The 19,456-nt window shown below is 31.3% G+C and carries 16 protein-coding genes; 7 read left to right on the top strand and 9 right to left on the bottom strand.

The window, feature by feature from the left end:
• Positions 1-70: 70 nt before the first annotated feature.
• From QHG34_RS03405 to QHG34_RS03385, 5 genes are all read right to left on the bottom strand, one after another.
• Positions 71-1,030, bottom strand: a complete 960-nt coding sequence (locus tag QHG34_RS03405) for a ribonucleotide-diphosphate reductase subunit beta (protein ID WP_282628762.1) — start codon at positions 1,028-1,030, stop codon at positions 71-73.
• Positions 1,031-1,424: 394 nt separating this feature from the next.
• Positions 1,425-2,996 (bottom strand): ribonuclease Y, encoded by a 1,572-nt coding sequence (rny, locus tag QHG34_RS03400; protein WP_282628761.1) that lies wholly within the window; start codon positions 2,994-2,996, stop codon positions 1,425-1,427.
• Between the two features lie 254 nt (positions 2,997-3,250).
• Complete coding sequence (locus tag QHG34_RS03395) at positions 3,251-3,541, bottom strand: cell division protein ZapA (protein WP_282628760.1); 291 nt, start codon at positions 3,539-3,541, stop codon at positions 3,251-3,253.
• Between the two features lie 6 nt (positions 3,542-3,547).
• Complete coding sequence (locus QHG34_RS03390; protein ID WP_282628759.1) at positions 3,548-3,892, bottom strand: hypothetical protein; 345 nt, start codon at positions 3,890-3,892, stop codon at positions 3,548-3,550.
• Positions 3,893-4,012: 120 nt separating this feature from the next.
• Positions 4,013-4,834 (bottom strand): hypothetical protein, encoded by an 822-nt coding sequence (locus tag QHG34_RS03385; RefSeq protein WP_282628758.1) that lies wholly within the window; start codon positions 4,832-4,834, stop codon positions 4,013-4,015.
• Between the two features lie 302 nt (positions 4,835-5,136).
• Here QHG34_RS03385 and QHG34_RS03380 point away from each other — a divergent pair, with 302 nt between their 5' ends.
• The 5 genes from QHG34_RS03380 to QHG34_RS03360 all read left to right on the top strand — a co-directional run bounded on the left by QHG34_RS03380 (position 5,137) and on the right by QHG34_RS03360 (position 12,848).
• Entirely contained in the window at positions 5,137-6,828 is a 1,692-nt protein-coding gene (locus tag QHG34_RS03380; protein WP_282628757.1) for a M23 family metallopeptidase, read from the top strand.
• A complete protein-coding gene (locus QHG34_RS03375; protein WP_282628756.1) occupies positions 6,776-9,214 on the top strand; it encodes a TonB-dependent receptor in 2,439 nt (812 codons plus the stop codon). The genes QHG34_RS03380 and QHG34_RS03375 overlap by 53 nt, the downstream gene beginning before the upstream one ends.
• A gap of 599 nt (positions 9,215-9,813) precedes the next feature.
• Complete coding sequence (locus QHG34_RS03370; RefSeq protein WP_282628755.1) at positions 9,814-10,368, top strand: nucleotide exchange factor GrpE; 555 nt, start codon at positions 9,814-9,816, stop codon at positions 10,366-10,368.
• Between the two features lie 14 nt (positions 10,369-10,382).
• A complete protein-coding gene (gene dnaJ, locus QHG34_RS03365) occupies positions 10,383-11,507 on the top strand; it encodes a molecular chaperone DnaJ (RefSeq protein WP_282628753.1) in 1,125 nt (374 codons plus the stop codon).
• Complete coding sequence (locus QHG34_RS03360) at positions 11,508-12,848, top strand: WG repeat-containing protein (RefSeq protein WP_282628752.1); 1,341 nt, start codon at positions 11,508-11,510, stop codon at positions 12,846-12,848.
• 37 nt (positions 12,849-12,885) lie between these two features.
• Here QHG34_RS03360 and QHG34_RS03355 read toward each other — a convergent pair whose 3' ends face one another.
• The 4 genes from QHG34_RS03355 to QHG34_RS03340 all read right to left on the bottom strand — a co-directional run bounded on the left by QHG34_RS03355 (position 12,886) and on the right by QHG34_RS03340 (position 16,738).
• Positions 12,886-13,287, bottom strand: a complete 402-nt coding sequence (locus QHG34_RS03355) for a heavy-metal-associated domain-containing protein (protein WP_282628751.1) — start codon at positions 13,285-13,287, stop codon at positions 12,886-12,888.
• A 21-nt stretch (positions 13,288-13,308) separates the two neighbouring features.
• On the bottom strand, positions 13,309-15,558 hold the full coding sequence (locus QHG34_RS03350; protein WP_282628750.1) for a TonB-dependent receptor: 2,250 nt from the start codon (positions 15,556-15,558) through the stop codon (positions 13,309-13,311).
• Between the two features lie 124 nt (positions 15,559-15,682).
• On the bottom strand, positions 15,683-16,129 hold the full coding sequence (locus tag QHG34_RS03345; protein ID WP_282628749.1) for an HYC_CC_PP family protein: 447 nt from the start codon (positions 16,127-16,129) through the stop codon (positions 15,683-15,685).
• A 96-nt stretch (positions 16,130-16,225) separates the two neighbouring features.
• Positions 16,226-16,738: a hypothetical protein gene (locus QHG34_RS03340; protein WP_282628748.1), complete on the bottom strand. Its 513-nt coding sequence runs from the start codon at positions 16,736-16,738 to the stop codon at positions 16,226-16,228.
• Between the two features lie 633 nt (positions 16,739-17,371).
• On the opposite strand from QHG34_RS03340, the gene QHG34_RS03335 reads away from it, so the two are divergent.
• Together QHG34_RS03335 and QHG34_RS03330 are read left to right on the top strand one after the other, a co-directional pair.
• A complete protein-coding gene (locus tag QHG34_RS03335; RefSeq protein WP_282628747.1) occupies positions 17,372-18,907 on the top strand; it encodes a glycine--tRNA ligase in 1,536 nt (511 codons plus the stop codon).
• Positions 18,908-19,071: 164 nt separating this feature from the next.
• Entirely contained in the window at positions 19,072-19,413 is a 342-nt protein-coding gene (locus QHG34_RS03330) for a phage holin family protein (protein WP_282628746.1), read from the top strand.
• Positions 19,414-19,456 lie beyond the last annotated feature (43 nt).

The following is a 19,456-nucleotide window of genomic DNA, read 5'->3' as shown; positions in this document are numbered from 1 at the left end:
GAATTTATGTGTGTTGTGATATTGTTAAATAATTTATTTTATAGTTGTGCTTTTGATGAAAAGTTTGGTTTTAGAATAAATCGTCAGCCGAAATACTTTTATCGTGTTTTGTATAGTCTACAGGTCTTTTTGCAAAGAAATCGTCTAAACTACTTGCAAAAACTTCTTCTTCAAACCAAGCCATTGGCTTATATTGCTCTTGCGAAATATGAAATATTTTTTTGAAACCAATTTTTGCAATTGCTTCATCAATACGATATTTCATGTAGTTTAATAAATCTTCTTTTGTGTAATAACCAAATTCTCCTTTCTCGAAAATCCAGTTCAACATATTTTCCTCTTGATCAATATAACCTCTAACAGCAGTTTCTACCCAATTTTGGTCTAATTCTGCAGGTAATAAACCTTCTTCTCTAATTTTATTGATTAAATAAATACCTGCGTTTGCGTGAATTTGTTCATCTGTTGATGTCCAAGCAATAATATTCGCAGTATTCTTCATTAATCCATCAAAACGTGTAAAAGCTAAAATGTTAGCAAATTTTGAGAATAATGAGCTATCTTCAATCACCAATGCAAAGAATAATAATTTCTCTACAATAGATTTATTTTGGTCGCGCATTATCTCACCAACAAAGTCATTATAACTTTTGAAGATTGGATTTTGTAAAGCAATACTAAACTCGTCTAAATAGCCATTTACTTCCAAAATTCTTGAGTAAGCTTCACTATGTCTAAATTCACATTCTGCGAAAGTAGCTCCTAAACCATTTAATTCTGGTTTCGGAAAATAGTGATACAAATCTCCCCAAAAACCTTTTACAGTAACCTCAACTTGCGCAATTGATAAAATAGAACGTTTATGAATTTCTCTTTTTACTTCATCTAAATTAGCATGATAGTCTTGAATATCTGAAGTAAAATCAACTTCTCCATGTACCCAATATGCTTTTTGAATAGCTTCCGTGAAAGTTAAAATTTCAGGATATTCAAATGGTTTATAGTTTACTCTTTTATCAAAAATTGACATGTTGTTTTGGTCTTTTAGTATTATTAGTTTTTCGTAAAAAGCAAGTTAAATTGATTTCTAAAGCAAGTTATGCATTTGTAATTTATTTAATAATTGACTCTCAATAGAGTTACAATTTCGCTTTGATTACTTATCGATTCTTTCAAAATTAAGATAAGATTTTACAATTAAAAATTTTGGCCTCTTAAAAATTGAAAAGGTTATTAACAAGGTTATCAACAATTATACAACAACTTAAAAATCATCTAGTTATTTATCAAAAAGTTCATCTATTAATATAATCATTTTTACTAAAAATAACAACCAAATTGGATTATTTTATTGTAAAAAAGAACAAAAAAATAGGCAAGCCTTGTTATAGACTTGCCTAAAGTATATGATTAAATTCTAAATTTTATCTTGCAATATTTACTGCTCGTGTTTCACGAATTACAGTTACACGAACCTGACCTGGATAAGTCATTTCATTCTGAATTTTGTCCGAAATTAAGAAAGATAATTCAGCTGCTTTTGTATCATCAACTTTATCACTTTCTACAATCACACGCAACTCACGACCCGCTTGTATCGCATATGCTTTTTCTACACCATCAAAATTAAGTGCTGTAGCTTCTAAATCTTTTAGACGTTGCATATAAGATTCTACAACCTGGCGACGAGCACCTGGACGAGCACCAGAAATAGCGTCGGCTACTTGTACAATTGGCGAAATTAAAGATGTCATCTCAATTTCATCGTGGTGAGCTCCAATCGCATTAATCACGTCAGGATGCTCTCCATATTTCTCTGCCCATTGCATTCCCAAAATTGCGTGAGGCAATTCTGATTCTTGTTCTGGAACTTTACCAATATCGTGTAATAAACCTGCACGTTTCGCTAACTTAGGATTTAAACCTAACTCCGCAGCCAACGTTCCTGCTAAGTTTGCTACCTCGCGAGAGTGTTGTAATAAATTTTGACCATAAGAAGAACGATATTTCATACGTCCAACAATGCGAACCAAATCTTTGTGTAAACCGTGAATTCCTAAATCTAAGATTGTTTTCTTACCAACTTCGATAATTTCATCCTCAATTTGTTTTGTCGTTTTAGCAACAACTTCCTCGATACGAGCAGGGTGAATACGTCCGTCTGTTACTAAGCGATGTAATGATAAACGAGCGATTTCACGACGAACAGGATCAAAACAAGAAAGGATAATCGCTTCTGGAGTATCATCAACAATTACTTCAACTCCTGTAGCTGCCTCAATTGCACGAATGTTACGTCCTTCACGGCCAATAATACGTCCTTTAATTTCGTCAGACTCAATGTTAAATACAGAAACTGCATTTTCAATAGCTTGCTCTGTACCAATGCGTTGAATAGAAGAAATCACAATTTTACGCGCTTCGTTTTTCGCATCTAACTCAGCTTCTTCCATAATTTCTTGGATATGAGCTTGAGCTTTCGTTCTTGCTTCATCTTTTAAAACTTCTATCAATTCAGCTCGAGCTTCATCTGCAGAATAATTCGAAATTTTTTCAAGGATTTCTACTTGTTTTTTGTGCATCGTATCCACTTCTTTTTGCTTAATATTAAGCTTTTCTGTACGTGCTTGTATATTTCCTTTCTCAGATTTAATCTGATCTTTTTGTTTCTGAATTTCTGATAAATCTGACTTAATGCGTTCTTCGCGTTCTTTTACTTTAAGTTCAGAGTCTGCTACTTTGCGTTCGCGTTGGTTTACGACTTCTTCGTGTTTTGATTTTAACTCTAAAAATTTTTCTTTAGCTTGAAAAATTTTCTCTTTTTTAATGGCTTCACCATCTTTTTCAGCATCATTAATCAATGTCTGTGCTTTGCGAGTTGCCTCATCTATCAGTTCTTGATTTTGCTTATCAACTGATTTTTTAGATAAAAAATATCCCACTGCCGCACCTACGATTAATGTAACAATTGCAACAATTATTGTCATTGGTTCCATAGATTATGTAATGTATATATATAAAAAAACCTACACTAGTAAAGTATGTTTTGAGTTAACTCCTGTAAACAGGATTTGAGTTAGTCCGTCAGTCAAGTATCTGCTGTCAATAAATTGAACCAAAAGGTTGCAGCCCGCTTTCCGAACGGTGTTCACTCGGTAACAAAACTAAATGTTGAGTTAACCAAAATAGCTAGAACTAATGTAGGAATATTGTTAAAGGACAGCTTATTTGCTGCCAGAACTTCTCGTTTTTATTTTGTAATTGATTGATCTATCAATTCTAATAATTTAGAAATGCGCTCTGTTGTCATTTCTTCATTGTCTTTCACTTGTTTTTTCAGTTTTGCTTCACGTAAAGCTAACTGAATTGTCACCATAGCAAGTGCGTCTTGTTTGTCAGAAACAGCGTATTTTTGTTCAAATTGTTTCAAAATCGTATTTATCTCATCTGCACAAGCAAGTAACATTTCTTCCTCGTCAGCATTAATCGTCATTGGATAATGACGTGAAGCAATTTTTATCTCAATTCGTTGAGTTGACATTCTTTTTTAATTATTAGTTTTAATTTGAGCGATGCACGTATCGACTTCTTTTATCAATTTATTCATTCTTTGCTTCATCATTTGTTTATACTCCTGATTTCCGCTCATTGCATTAACGACTTTTAATCGTTTTACCTCTTCATTTAGATTTAAGTTATTCGTTTGCGAATCTCTCAATTTATTTTTCAATCGGGCATTTTCTTCTTTCAAAGTTTCGATCTCTTTTCTCAAAACATCGAATTCTTTTTCAGAATTTTCTGCCAGTCTCAATATATCTTTATTCTTCTCTAATTGGCTTAAAACGCTTAAAACTTTGTTTTCAAGTTCATTAAATTTTACCATTTTTTCCATCTTCAGAGATTTCAATTATTCTAGCTTCTATTGCAAAAATAGCATTTTTTTGTATCTAATCAATATAAAAACCTAAATATTATCAGTTTTTTCTTATCCATTTGACAAACAAACTTTTACTTAAGCTTTTGGTTTAGTTTCTCTGTTTTTCACTAATCTTACAATATACTTCACGATAAAAAACAAAAACAATACCGAAAAAATGGTTGGCAGAAACTGAAAAACAAAGATTAAGAGCGACTTGAAATAATATACGCCATCTTGCCAACTTTTCTTTAACTCATACCCTAAGTTGATTTCGTTATAAACTTTGATTTCATTTTGCGGTAAAATTGACGTTACAATATGTGGTTCTTCTGACAATTGGTAAGCAATCGTTGCATAAGTCGTCGCATCGTTAATCAGTGCTTTATTTACTTTATTCTCTATTTGTTTAGAAATTTTTGTCGATTGATTTTGTTCATTTTTCAGATCATTTTCATATTTCTGAAACGTCATTTCTTCGTTATTAATCAAAATATGATTGATAATAATTCCTTTTTCTACTGCAAATTTGACATGCTCGCGCAAATGTGTTGACGGAACTTTAAGTTCAATAAAATTCGTCTGCTGTATTTTTTCCATTTTCTTTACTTGTTCATCCGAAATAGAAACCTCATCTGCATCTAAAACCACATTATTTAGTTCGCTATTCAAAACAAAACCTTTCAACTCAATTGCATTTTGCTCTATTTGTTGTGCATCTTTCATCACATTAGCAACTTTCATTTCAATCATTGCATTAGATTTGAAAATCTTGCCTTCCACTTCTGGATTTGCAGCATTAGAAACTGCTGCATCAGCACTTGTTTCTGTACTTACTTCAGCTTCATGTTTTCCTTCATACTTACTACAACTTGCAATAAAAATTAGTGTAAGAACGGTAACGATTAATTTTTTCATATTGTTATTTTTTAAAGTTTGATTTAAAATTAGCTTTCACTTTCATAACAATTAAGAACGAACACTTTTCTAACTCTTGTTTTTTATTTTACAATTACAAAATATTTAAAATCAATTATTTATATTTATTTTACAAAGATTTTATTTGAAATAATTTTCAGATATTCAAAAGTTTAAAGAAGTTTGTAAAAGATTTGATTTATTTTTAACAAGTTGCGAAGTAAAATTTTTCTTAATTGTTAGAACTTAATAAATAGAATCATCAACTTTACCTACAAAATACATATAGAAAGAACGAAATAATGAAAGTGATCAAACCAATTTTACTAAACTTAATCCTTACTTCAGTTGCATTTGGACAAAGAGCAGAACAACCAAAACCCGAAACATATCCAAAAAACGCGTTTCAAAATCCTTTAGAAATCACCAATTATTTAGCAGGAAACTTTGGCGAATTACGCGCTAATCATTTTCATGCTGGTTTAGATATAAAAACTCAACAACGTGAAGGCTTGAAAGTAAAAGCTGTTGGAGATGGATACATTTCGAGAATTAATGTTTCTCCTACAGGTTATGGAAATGCTATTTACATTGATCATCCAAATGGCTACACATCTGTATACGCTCATTTGAGAGAGTTTTCTCCAGAGATTCAAGCTTATATCAGAAAAGCTCAATATACTAACGAAACATTTAAAATAGAGGTTAATCCTAAACCATCTGAATTTCCGATCAAAATGGGTGATATTATTGCACTTTCAGGAAATTCTGGAGGATCTGGTGGACCTCATTTACATTTTGAAATTCGAGATACTAAAACAGAAGAACCAATAAATCCTTTTTACTTTGGTTTTGATTTACCTGACACAAGAAAACCTTCTATTTTAGGTTTATACGCGTATCCTATTTATGGTGATGTTAATCAAAAAACAAGTCGAATTGTTGTGGCAAACGGCGGAATACTTTCTGCTTCAGGCGCACTTGGTTTTGGCGTGAAAGCTTATGATAAGCAAAATGGATCTGAAAACAATAATGGTATTCATCAAATTAATATTTACGCCAACGATGAACCAATCTATACATTTACAGCAAATCGTTTTTCATTTGGTGAAGCACGAGCGATAAATGCAACATGTGATTATGGCGATATTCAGAAAAATAATAGTTGGGTATATCAAGGTTTTGTAAAAGAAGGAAACCCGATTAGAGTATTTTCTAACTTAAAGAATAATGGTATTTTAGAAATTAAAGATGGTGAATCGTATAAAATAAGAATTGAAGTAACTGATTACGCAGGAAATTCTTCTACACAATCTTTTACTGTAAATGGAAAAGAATATATAGATTCTGCCAAACTTCCTGAAACAAATCCGATGTTGTGGAACAAAGAAAATCATTTCAAATCTGATGGAATCGAAATCTTTTTCCCAAAAAATATTTTCTACGAAGATTTTGATTTAGCATATAAATTCTCGAATAATAAACATTGGGTTGGCGATTATTATATGCCTATTCATCAATCGTACACCTTAGCAATAGAACCAACTGCTGATATACCGACTGCACAATTAGACAAAGCCATTATTGTTCGTGAATATCAAAAAAGAGGCGCTTGGAAAAAGGATTATTTAACAACAGAGCTCAAAAATGGAAAACTAGTTGCTAATCCAAAAGATTTTGGTGTTTTTTCTATTATGATTGACAATACTAAACCAACAATTACTCCGTTAAATAGCAAAGCAAATAGCCAATTCTCGCAAACGAATGGCATCATTAAATTTACAATTCATGATGAACATTCTGGAATTAATAGCTACAATGCATATATCGATGGAAAATGGGTTTTAGCCGAATATGATCAAAAAATTAAACGATTATCAATTAATCTAAATAAAGAAGAAATTTCGGTTGGCGACCATCAATTAGAATTAAACGTGAAAGATGAAAAAAACAACACAGCAACCTATACTACAACATTCAAAAAGATTTCTTAGTACCATAAGTTTATCTCTTTTGGGTGGAATTTTATATGCTCAAACTGCACAAATTAATGGTAAAGTTGTCGACGAAAATAGAATTCCAATTAGTAAAGCTGAGATTATTGTCAACAATCAATCTTATTTTACGGATCAAAATGGTAATTTCAAAATTGATATTCCATCAAATTCTTCCATTACCGTAACTTTTAACAACAGTGGTTATCATTCGTTTGCACAAACTTTTACGCTAAAAGATAAAAACAAGAAAGAAATTTTTGTTCAATTAGTTCCAGATCAAACCAACGCGATCGAATTAGGTGAAGCAACAATTTCTTTTCAATCCAATAAAAATAAACCTTTGCAAAGTACTGTTTTGAGTGCTGCGCAAATGCAACAAGGACCAAATTTGACTGGCGGAGTTGCTGATCTATTGAAAACATTGCCTTTCGTAAACTCGAATACTGAATTGAGTTCGCAATACATGGTTCGCGGAGGAAATTATGACGAAAATTTAATTTACGTTAACGGAATCGAAGTTTACAAACCTCAATTAATTCGTTCTGGCGAACAAGAAGGTTTAGGCTTTGTAAATCCTGCGATGACGCAATTTATCAACTTTTCTGCTGGTGGTTGGGAAGCCAAATATGGAGACAAAATGTCTTCTGTTTTAGATGTCACTTACAAACGTCCAACAAAATTTGAAGGTCAATTAGAAGCTAGTTTAATGGGCGGAAGCTTGACATTAGGCGGAGGTTCTAAAGACAAAAAACTTTCGGCAATTGTTGGAGCGCGTTATCAAAACAGAAATTTAGTATTAAATACCTTAAAAGGTGATACCAATTTCAATCCTGAATATTACGATGTGCAAGCCAATATCAATTATAAATTAAATGATAAATGGAATGTTGCATTTTTGGGAACAATGTCGCGTTCGCGCTACGAAATGTTTCCTATAAAACGTGAAACTTATATCAATACAATGGATACTCCCTTGTTGCTAACTGTTTTTTATGACGGAAAAGAAGATGATAAATTTGCGACAGAAACAGGAAGTTTATCGTTTACGTATCAACCAAATTCTAAAGTAGATTTAGGGTTAGATGTTTTTGCTTACCATTCGAAAGAACAAGAATATTTTGATATTCAAGGTTCTTATTTTATTTCAGAAGTTGATGCTGACGGAAATACTACTTCTACTAATGATGTTGGAACGCAGACCGATCATGCACGAAATAATTTCGATGCATTAGTTGCCGGAATTCAACACAAAGGAAAATATAAAATAAACGGAAACAATGATATTGAGTGGGGTGCAAAATTTCAACAAGAAGATATTCGTGATTTATTAAGTGAATGGCAAGCAATCGATTCGACAGGATATGTTGTGAATCCAAATCCAGGAAATGGTTTGAATTTAAGTTATTATGTTAACTCTAAAAATAACTTAAAAACCAATCGTATTTCTGGTTATGCACAATACACGAGCAAATTTATGTGGAATGGTGCGAAAGTGATGTTCAATGCTGGTGTACGTGCGGCTTATTGGGATTTCAACGAAGAAACAACAATTTCGCCTCGCGCTCAAATCGCAATCAAACCAGATTGGGAAAGCGATATGTTGTTCCGTTTTTCGACAGGTGTTTATTATCACCCCTCCTTCTATCGCGAAATTCGTCGTTTAGATGGTTCTTTGAATGATAAAGTAAAATCGCAACAATCGATACATTTTATTCTTGGAAACGATTACGAATTTAAATGGATGGATCGTCCGTTCAAATTAACAACTGAGGTTTATTACAAAATCTTAAATGATTTGAATCCGTATTATGTGGACAATGTGAGAATTCGATACACGGCAGACAATAACTCAAAAGGTTATGCGTATGGACTTGATATGCGCTTATTTGGACAGTTTGTTCCTGGTATAGATTCTTGGTTCTCTGCTTCGTATGCGCGCGCTTATCAAAATATTGATAACAAAGGTAATATTCCATTACCAACAGATCCGCGTTTCAAATTATCGGCATTTTTCCAAGATTATATGGAGTTTTTACCATCTTTTAAGGTAAATGTAAATTTGATTTATGCTTCTGGATTACCTAACGGAGCGCCACAATTTGCAGATCCATATCAGTATCAAACAACGCTGACAGATTATAAACGTGTGGATATTGGTTTTGTGAAAGAATTAATCAATCAAAAAGAATTGAAACCATCAAAAGGAACATTTTGGAGTAATTTCAAAGAAATTTCGATTGGTGTAGATGTCTTTAATGTGTTTGATATTAAAAACGAAATCAGTAACTCATGGATTCGCGACGTAAATTCGAGCGCAGTTTATACAATGCCAAATTATTTGACAGGACGTTTCTTGAATGGAAAAATTAATTTTAAGTTTTAAGATAAAACATTATTGAATATGAAATTCAAATACAACTTTATAACATTTTCAATATTTTTCTATTCAATAATAGCTTTGACTTATGGTGTTAATTATGAACCATATTTATTAATAAGAGTTATCCTTCCCTTAATTTTTATTTTTCTCTTTTTGTATAAAAATAAATTTACTTGGATTATTTTAATTTTTTTATTAGCTATAAGTATAATAACATATACATTACCCTGTAGATATCCTATTACTAGTTATATATACAGTTATTTATGTGCTTCAAGACCTTTCGAAGTTTATATTTATTTATCAAGATTTATTCCTTTAGAAGTAACTTCATTTTTTTACAAAATGATTTATTTATTATATTTATTTTCAGCTTTAATAATACTAAGTTTAAAAAAATACAGAAATATGTATGGATTTAAACAAAAGAAAAGTTTTCATAATTTCTTAATGTAAAACTCAAATCAAAAAACTTTATACATTTACCGAAGCACTTCTCGCGACAGAAGTGCTTCTTTTTTATTTAAAATCTGACAAAACGACACATAATGGGCATTGGCAAACTATTTGATTCAATCAGAAACAAAAAAACGAATAAGAATATGTCTGACCAAAATATACACGAAGAATTAGAGAACGAGAATCTTCAAGATCACGTTCAGGAAGCAGAAAATCAATCAGAAGAAACTGTAGATAACAGTGGTAAATCTGAATTAGAAATTGTTAAAGAACAATTAGCAAAAGAAAAAGATCAATATCTACGTTTATTTGCTGAATTTGACAACTATAAAAAACGTACTTCTCGTGAACGTACGGACATTTTCAAGACAGCAAATAAAGAAGTAATCACTTCATTATTACCTGTTTTAGATGATTTTGGACGCGCTTTAAATCAAATTCAAAAAGATGGTGATGATAGTCTTTACCAAGGTGTTGAATTAATTAATAATAAATTAGTTGAAACATTAAGAAGTAAAGGTTTAAAACAAATGGAAATTAAACCTGGTGACGATTTCAACACAGATTTCCACGAAGCAATCACTCAAATTCCTGCACCAACAGAAGACTTAAAAGGTAAAATTGTTGACGTTGTAGAAACAGGTTATTTATTGAATGACGTTGTTGTGCGTTACGCTAAAGTTGTTGTTGGATTATAATTTAGATTAAGAAGATGTCATCAAAAAGAGATTATTATGAAATATTGCAGATAGAAAAATCTGCAACTTCTGAACATATTAAGAAAGCTTACCGTAAACTTGCCATCAAATATCACCCTGACAAAAATCCTGGTGACAAAGAGGCAGAAGACAAATTTAAAGAAGCTGCAGAAGCTTACGAAGTTTTAAGCGACGACAACAAACGTGCACGTTACGATCAATTCGGGCATGCAGGAATGGGTGGAGCTGCTGGCGGAGGATTCGGCGGTGGTGGCGGAATGAATATGGAGGATATTTTCTCTCATTTCGGCGATATCTTTGGAGGCGGAGGATTCGGTGGAGGATTTGGAGGTCAATCTCGTGGTCCACGTCGAATGAAAGGTTCTGATTTGCGTATTCGCGTAAAATTGAACTTAGAAGAAATGGTGAACGGTTGCGAGAAAAAAGTAAAAGTTAAACGTTTCAAACAAGCAGAAGGCGTAACATCTAAAACATGTCCATCTTGTGGCGGTTCAGGACAACAAGTTCGTGTAACCAATACATTTTTAGGACAAATGCAAACAGCTACAACTTGTTCAACTTGTCAAGGAGTAGGAAAAGTTGCAGATAAAATTCCTTCAGGAGCAAATAATCAAGGATTAATCAAAGTTGAGGAAACAATTGATCTTAAAATTCCAGCTGGAGCAAGAGAAGGAATTCAATTGCAAGTTCGCGGAAAAGGTAACGATGCTCCTTTTGATGGTATTCCTGGAGATTTACTTGTTTTGATTGAAGAAGAAGAACATGAAACATTAAAACGTGACGGAAATAATATTCATTTCGATTTATATGTTTCTGTTCCAGATGCTGTTTTAGGTTCTTCTAAAGAAATTCCGACAGTTAACGGAAAAGTTAAAATTAAAATTGACAAAGGAACTCAATCTGGAAAAGTATTACGTTTAAAAGGTCAAGGTTTGCCTGATTTAAATGGTTACGGAAAAGGAGATTTATTTGTTCACGTTAATATTTGGACACCTACTCATCTAAACAAAGAACAAGAAGCTTTCTTTGAGCGAATGAGAGACGATGATCATTTTTCACCAGAACCTTCGAAAAATGAGAAATCATTTTTTGAACGTGTAAAAGATATGTTTCAGTAATTGAAATTTAATAAAAACAAAAAAGTCTTAGATGTAAAAACTTCTAAGACTTTTTTTTATATCTTGTTTTTAACAATCATTACCTTTAACTATCTAAACATGAAATCATCTGTCATCAAACTCTCCTTATCTCTCATTCTTCTTTTTTCAAAAGGATTTTTTAAGAACATTATTTTTGCTCAGGAATTAATTCCTTTTGAAAATGAAAAACTTTATGGATACAAAGATCAAAATGATAAAGTCATTATAAAACCTCAATATCAATACGCAGATAAATTTATCTCGAATTACGCCAGAATTACTCAAAATGATAAAATTGGAATTATTGATAAACAAAATAATCTGATTATTCCACCAAAATATGAATACTTAAAACAAATAACAGAAAATCAATTTGTTTTTGGATTTAGAACTAAATACTACGGAGAATACAAAACAGGAATTATTGATGATAGAAATCAAATTATAATTCCTGCAGAATACTATAGTATAAGTTTTTATAATAATTTTTATTTTGTCAATAAACAATCATATCAAACTACTAATGACAATTCAATTTATGAAGTAAGAGCCGTTACTAATAAATATGGAATTTTTGATAAATCTGGAAAAATAATATTAGAACCTAAATATTCTTACATAAATTCTTTAAATAACGGATATTACAGTATTAATATTGATTTAAATGGTAATCATGCATTGTTTGATGATAAATTTAAAAGATTGACTGATTTCAAATATATGTTTATTGATGATTTTTATGATGATTTAGCTAAAGTAAGAGTAAACAATTTATTTGGTTACATTGATTTAAATGGAAATGAAATCATTAAATGTCTATATGAAATGAATTATAATTTTATAGATGGTCTTGCTCTAGCGAAAAAAAATAATAATTGGGGAATTATTAATACAAAGAATGAAACAATTTTAGACTTTAAATACAATACATTAGGTATTCCATTCAAAAATCAAGTAAATGCTAATTACAATGATAAATGGGGCGTTGTAAATTTAAAAAATGAAATCTTACTTGATTTTATGTTTGACCAAAAAATAAGCGATTCTAAAGGTATTACTGCTTTCAAAAAGGATAGCAAATGGCAAACATGGGATTATGAAAAGAAAAAAATATTCCCAGAAAAATATGATAGTATTATATTAATAAACCGAAATGAATATAATATTCTCACTTTTTATAAAACTCGTTCACCAGAGACGATAAAATTATTAGCGATGGTAAAAAAGGATGACAAATGGGGTTTTATTAACGAAAAAGGCGAAATCACTCTTCCTATAAAATACGATTTAGAAGAACTCTATAATAGAATACCGGATTAAAAAAGGGATTTCAAATTGAAATCCCTTTTTAGTTTTATTAATGTTGATGATTACTATGATCCTCTTCTTTCTTCGGAGAAGTTTCTGTAATATGTTCTCCTTCTGCTTCTTCACGCTCATACAAACAACAAGAATGTAAATTTTCGTACACTTTATCATCTGCACGTTTAGCATTTGTATCATGTCCAACCGCTACTATAGCATCTTCTACAGCATCAACTTTATTTTTAGTTTCGTTCAAAACGATATGTAAATTGTGCGAATCTACATCCCAAGTAGCCACTTTTACACCTTTTACACCATATGCAGCTTTCTCTATACGTTCTTTACATTGCTCACAATTTCCCTTTACATGTAAATCGTGTTTTGCATTTTTATTTTGTGCTTGTGCGCTAATTCCTAAAGTCGCAACCAAAGCAAAGGCTAATAATTTTTTCATTGTTTTATATTTTTATGATTTTTATTTTAAACTAAATCTTAATCCAGCATAATACATTTGTCCAAAAATTGGCGCATATACTACTGAACTATCGAAATTTGAACCAAATGGATCATCCGCTCCTAAAATTACACGATGTTGCTGATAATTCGTTACATTTTCACCTCCGACATACACTTCAAAACGTTTTGAGAAAACACGCGTAATCTGGAAATTCATTGTTCCAAATGGATTCGAATATTCATTCAATTGATTTTCTGGTAAATTATCCGACGTATTTGGCAAACGTTGTTTTCCAATCCAATTGTAAGTTACATCAAAACGCCAATTTCTTCCATTTCTTTCATGTGTTTCATATTCAAGATTGGTAAAGAAACGATGTTTCGCTTGTAATGGACGCTCTAATTTTCCGTTTTCATAATCAGTTGCTATATCATAATATTTGTATGATGCTCTAATTTTGAAATGCGTAAATGGGTTATAATTAAAATCAAATTGGAACGAATTTGCATAAGAATCACCTTCTAAATTATAAAATCTAACCTGACGAGCCGAATAATCGATATCTGTCACGATTTGATTTTGAAAATCTGTTCGATAAAAATCTGCTGTAATATCTGCATTTTTACCAAACAATTTAAATTCTTGCGTTACGCTAAATCCATAATTCCATGCAACTTCTGGATCTAAACCATAAATTTTTCCATTTCCATCGCCCAAAATATTAAATTGACGAGAAGATGCAAATAAATTCTGATTTTCTGCAAATATATTATTGATTCGTTTTCCTCTACCAACCGACGCTTTTATCGTTGTTCCTTTTACAGGCGTGTAACGTGTATGCAAACGCGGCGTTAAGAAAAATCCCATTCGGTTATGATAATCTCCACGAAGCCCAGCAATCATGTTGAAATTCTTCATATTATCATACGTATATTCAAAAAATGCTCCAGCAGAATTATCAATTCGATCATAATTTGCATCAGTTGGTAACGCTACAAATTCCTTGAATTTATCGTACGTAAAACTCGCTCCTGTAGAGAATTTATTTTTTGTATTACTGATAATTGAACTAAAAATATAGTTTGCATAAAAACTTTGTTGTTCGATATCATATTGATTCAATCCGAAGTAAGAATCTTGTTTATGATAACTAAACGCCGTTTGCAAGCCCATTGTTTGGTAAGGCATTTCTGGAAAAACATAGCCAATTTTTGACGAAACATCCACACGATTCGTGTTAATTTCTGATCCCCAATAATTAGTTGTTAATTTATCGCGATCTTTATCAAATTCTACTTGTCCTGCTTGTTTACGATCATTCAAATATCGCGCAGACAAAAATCCAACCCAACCTTTTTCTAAGTTTTGATATTGCCAACGATTCATCACATTAACTTGGTGTCCAAGCGGATTATCCAAGAATCCATCATCGTTCATATCATTTTCCGAAACACGCGCATTTCCGTGTAAAAAAAGAGAAGAACTCCATTTATCATTCAATTTTTTATTCAAATGTACATTTCCTTCGAAACGCGAATCTGTCGAACCATAAAGATTGACAAACAATGGAATATCATCTGCGGGTTTGATTAATTCGGTATTTATTTGCCCCGAAATACTTTCGTAACCGTTAATTACTGTTCCCGCACCTTTCGTCACCTGAATACTTTCCACCCAAGTTCCTGGCGTAAAACTAAGTCCGAAAGCTTGCGAAGCACCACGTACATTTGGAATATTTTCTTCTGCAATCAAGATATAAGGAGAAGTTAAACCCAACATTTTTATCTGTTTATTTCCCGTAACAGCATCCGAAAAATTGACATCGATAGAAGGATTTGTTTCAAAAGATTCGGCTAAATTACAACAAGCGGCTTTCAACAATTCTTTGCCTGTCATTGTCGTCATATTCGTTGCAAACTTCGATTTTTTAAGCGAACTACTTGTATCTTTTACCACAACTTCGCCCAAAGTTGTATCTCCGAAATGATCTTTTACGTTAATTGTTATGTTTTGAAATTCATCTTTTAATTCCTTAAAAGTTGTCGTTTCATTCTCATAAAAAACGCCTAAAATTGATGTTGGTTGATAGTTTTCGATCTCAAAATTTCCCTTTTCATCAGTTATTACAGAAATATCTGACGATTGCCAAAAAACTTCTGCTCCAACAATTGGTTGTTGATTTTGATCTGTAATTTTCCCTTTTAATATAGATTGTGCGTAAGTTAACGCAGCACTTAGTATGAATACTGAAGTGAATATTTTTTTCATTTTTACGATTTAAGGCATAAAGCCTATTTATATTGTGTATTTGTTGATTAGATTTTCATCAAATACTTTAATATTCAAATAATAGCGTTTAGATTTCTGATTGATTTAATCAAAAAAAACGGTATTATCCTTCGTAAAATGTTAATTGAGAATTGAGTATATAATTTGGCGGCGCATTTGAAGCGACATAAAAATCAAGGAAATTTGACTGATTATGCACTTCTTCATTCATCAAAGGAATTTGAATTTGAAGAACTTCTGCAGCAATAAAACTAATCGGAACAATTTTTTGAATCTTAACTGTTTGTTTGTCTACAACCTTGTCCGAATACGAAATATCCTTGCAACAATCGTCTTCTTTCTTATTATCACCTTCTGGAATTTCGCAATGCGTTGGATCTTCTTTTGGAGGACAACAAGATGTAGAAACCTCCATTTCGCACGAATTATTATCCAAATGATTCAACTTTACTTGCTCCACCACGCCTTGACAAAAGTGCATAGAAAATGCGTAGCTAAGATTTGAGAAAATCAAAACCAACGACAAAACATACTTTATGTAATATTGCATTTTCATTTTGACAAAAATAAACAAAAAAAATTAATCAAAACAAACAGAAGATATCTATCATTTTCTCACTCGTTGATAGAGTTTCATTATATCAAATTATCTTTTCGATTGTTTATTGGTTGGTATATTTATAATTCCTGAACCGTCAACTAACGTTTTATTAGTTTCGTTAACAACTTTCACAACGACTTCAAAATCTTGCCAATCTATTCCTTGCAAAGTCACCAAACCCGTTGCTTTATCAATCGATTTTATTTTGAATCCTTTATCAGGAAAATCTTGTCCATCAACAATCGGATCAAAGCCCAAGCCTATTTCAGGTTCTACTTTATAAGCAGAATCTTGCACAAATTTGTATCGATCTTTATAATTTTTTGTCAACAATTCATTTTGCTTAATGTATTCATCCACATTAATTTTACCAGTTGGACTCATAATATATTTACAGTAATTATTTATGAAATCTGCAGAAACTCTATAATTTATTTCAGAATGGTTGATTGAATCATTCGTGTTTTTTGTAACTAAATTATCTTTAGATTCTTTCTTTACAAAATCACAGCTCGTAAAAAGCAATAACATTAATAATGGTATGATGAACTTTTTCATGCGAATTATATTTTTGAATATTCTAAATTAATAAAAATACTAAGGTTTCGAATTCACTATAATCAGTGATTAAAATATTAATAATAACTTTTAATTTTATTAAAAAAAAATAATGAACTTTGATAATTTCTTACTATGGGGTATTTTATTTAATTTAATATTCTATTTAATTATAAAAAATTTATATTTTATTTTTAGATATACAAAACTATCTAAAAACCCTTCTCATATTAATATACTTTATTCTTCTTTATTTCAAGTAGGATCATACTTTATTCCTTACATAGTGATGAGAATGACTTTTGTTAAAAATGATGATTTATTCCTTTATATTCTTTTAGAATATTTTTTTAGTATAATCTATAGTATTTCTTTATTAATTGAATCAATCATATTTTTTGTTAAGAAAAGAAGCGTCAGAATCCTTTTTTCTGATTTATTAGTCCTAGTTATAATTGTAATATTTTCGTGCGGAATGATTATTTATGATGAAAGTCAAAATACAGAATCTTTTAATTTTATTCAATAAATAATTCTTATTTTGATTTCAAAAAATGAATATTCTGAATCAATCCTTTTCTTTAGTCATCAAAAATCACTAAAATTGCACTTTAAATTGAACACACATTTATTATGTCAGAAGATATTTTCAAGAAAGTAATTTCACATGCGAAAGAATATGGTTTTATTTTTCAATCAAGTGAAATTTATGATGGATTATCAGCCGTTTACGATTATGGTCAAAATGGAGCTGAGCTAAAAAATAACATCAAACAATATTGGTGGAAAGCGATGGTACAAATGCACGAAAACATTGTCGGCATTGACTCTGCTATTTTTATGCACCCAACAACTTGGAAAGCTTCGGGCCACGTTGATGCGTTTAATGATCCTTTGATTGATAACAAAGACTCTAAAAAACGTTACCGTGCCGATGTTTTAATTGAAGATCATTGTGCAAAAATTGAAGGTAAAATAGAGAAAGAAGTTGCGAAAGCTGCAAAACGTTTCGGTGATGCTTTTGATAAAGATCAATTTGTTGCAACAAATCCTCGAGTTTTAGAATATCAAACTCAAATCAATACAATTTTAGCTCGCATGGGAAAATCTTTAGAAAACGAAGATTTAGACGATGTAAAAGCTTTGATTGAAGAATTAGAAATTGCTGATCCTGTAACTGGTTCTAAAAACTGGACAGAAGTTCGTCAATTCAATTTGATGTTCGGAACAAAATTAGGAGCAACAGCAGATCAAGCAATGGATTTATATTTGCGCCCAGAAACCGCTCAAGGTATTTTCTTAAACTACTTAAATGTACAGAAAACTGGACGTATGAAATTACCATTCGGAATTGCTCAAATTGGTAAAGCTTTTCGTAATGAGATTGTTGCGCGTCAATTTATTTTCCGTCAACGTGAGTTTGAACAAATGGAAATGCAATTTTTCGTAAAACCAGGAACTGAATTAGATTGGTACGAGAAATGGAAAGAAACGCGTTTACGTTGGCACCAAACATTAGGTTTAGGAAATGACAATTATCGTTTCCATGACCACGAAAAATTAGCACACTACGCAAATGCTGCTGCTGATATTGAGTTTAAATTTCCATTCGGATTCAAAGAATTAGAAGGAATTCACTCACGTACAGATTTCGATTTGAAAGCTCACGAACAACATTCTGGTAAAAAATTACAATATTTTGATAATGAAACAAACGAATCGTACACTCCTTATGTTGTAGAAACATCTGTTGGTTTGGATCGTATGTTCTTAGCAGTTTTCTCAAACTCATTGAAAGAAGAAGTTTTAGAAGATGGATCAGAACGCGTCGTATTAGCTTTACCTGCTGCATTAGCACCAATCAAAGCAGCTATTTTACCATTAGTTAAGAAAGATGGCTTACCAGAATTTGCAGAACAAATTGTAAAAAAATTACGTTTGGATTACAATGTAATTTACGAAGAAAAAGACTCTATCGGAAAACGTTATCGTCGTATGGATGCGATCGGAACTCCTTTCTGTATCACAGTTGACCACGATTCGTTAAACGATAATTCTGTTACGTTACGTCACCGTGATACTATGGAACAAAAACGTGTACATATTGACGAATTAGCTACAATTGTTGATAAAGAGGTAAATATGAAATACCTTTTCGAAAAATTATAATTGTAAAACAATTACATACTTTTTTAAAAGCTTGGTTTTAGCCAAGCTTTTTTTGTGCTATAAACTATGTTAAAAAAAAGTCAATATAAATTACGCAAAAACATTAATTTGGCAGAACTTTTGCAACCTTCAGATTATTAACAAACTTTTAAAATATAATTATTATGGGCTTTATTATTAACCTTCTAGTCTCTGCTCTGGTAGTTTTCGGCTTAGCGAATGTATTGCCAGGTGTATCTGTAAAAGGATATGGATCAGCGATTATAGTTGCAATTGTTATTGGTTTATTAAATGCAATTGTAAAACCAGTACTAAAATTCATCAGTATTCCTGTAACTATTCTTACTCTAGGTTTATTCTCTTTTGTAATTACCGCAATCATTATATTGTTGGCTAGTTCTATTATGGGAGATAGCTTCCGTGTAGATGGTTTTTGGTACGCATTATTATTTGGTGTTGTTTTAGCTATTGTAAACTCTTTAGTTGGAGGAATGATGGGAGATTAATTTTTACAAATTATTATAACATATAAAAGGCTCTTCACAGAGC

This window comes from Empedobacter sedimenti (genome assembly GCF_030005555.1).
Lineage (GTDB): Bacteria > Bacteroidota > Bacteroidia > Flavobacteriales > Weeksellaceae > Empedobacter > Empedobacter sedimenti.
This window is presented reverse-complemented; position numbering and strand designations above follow the sequence as displayed.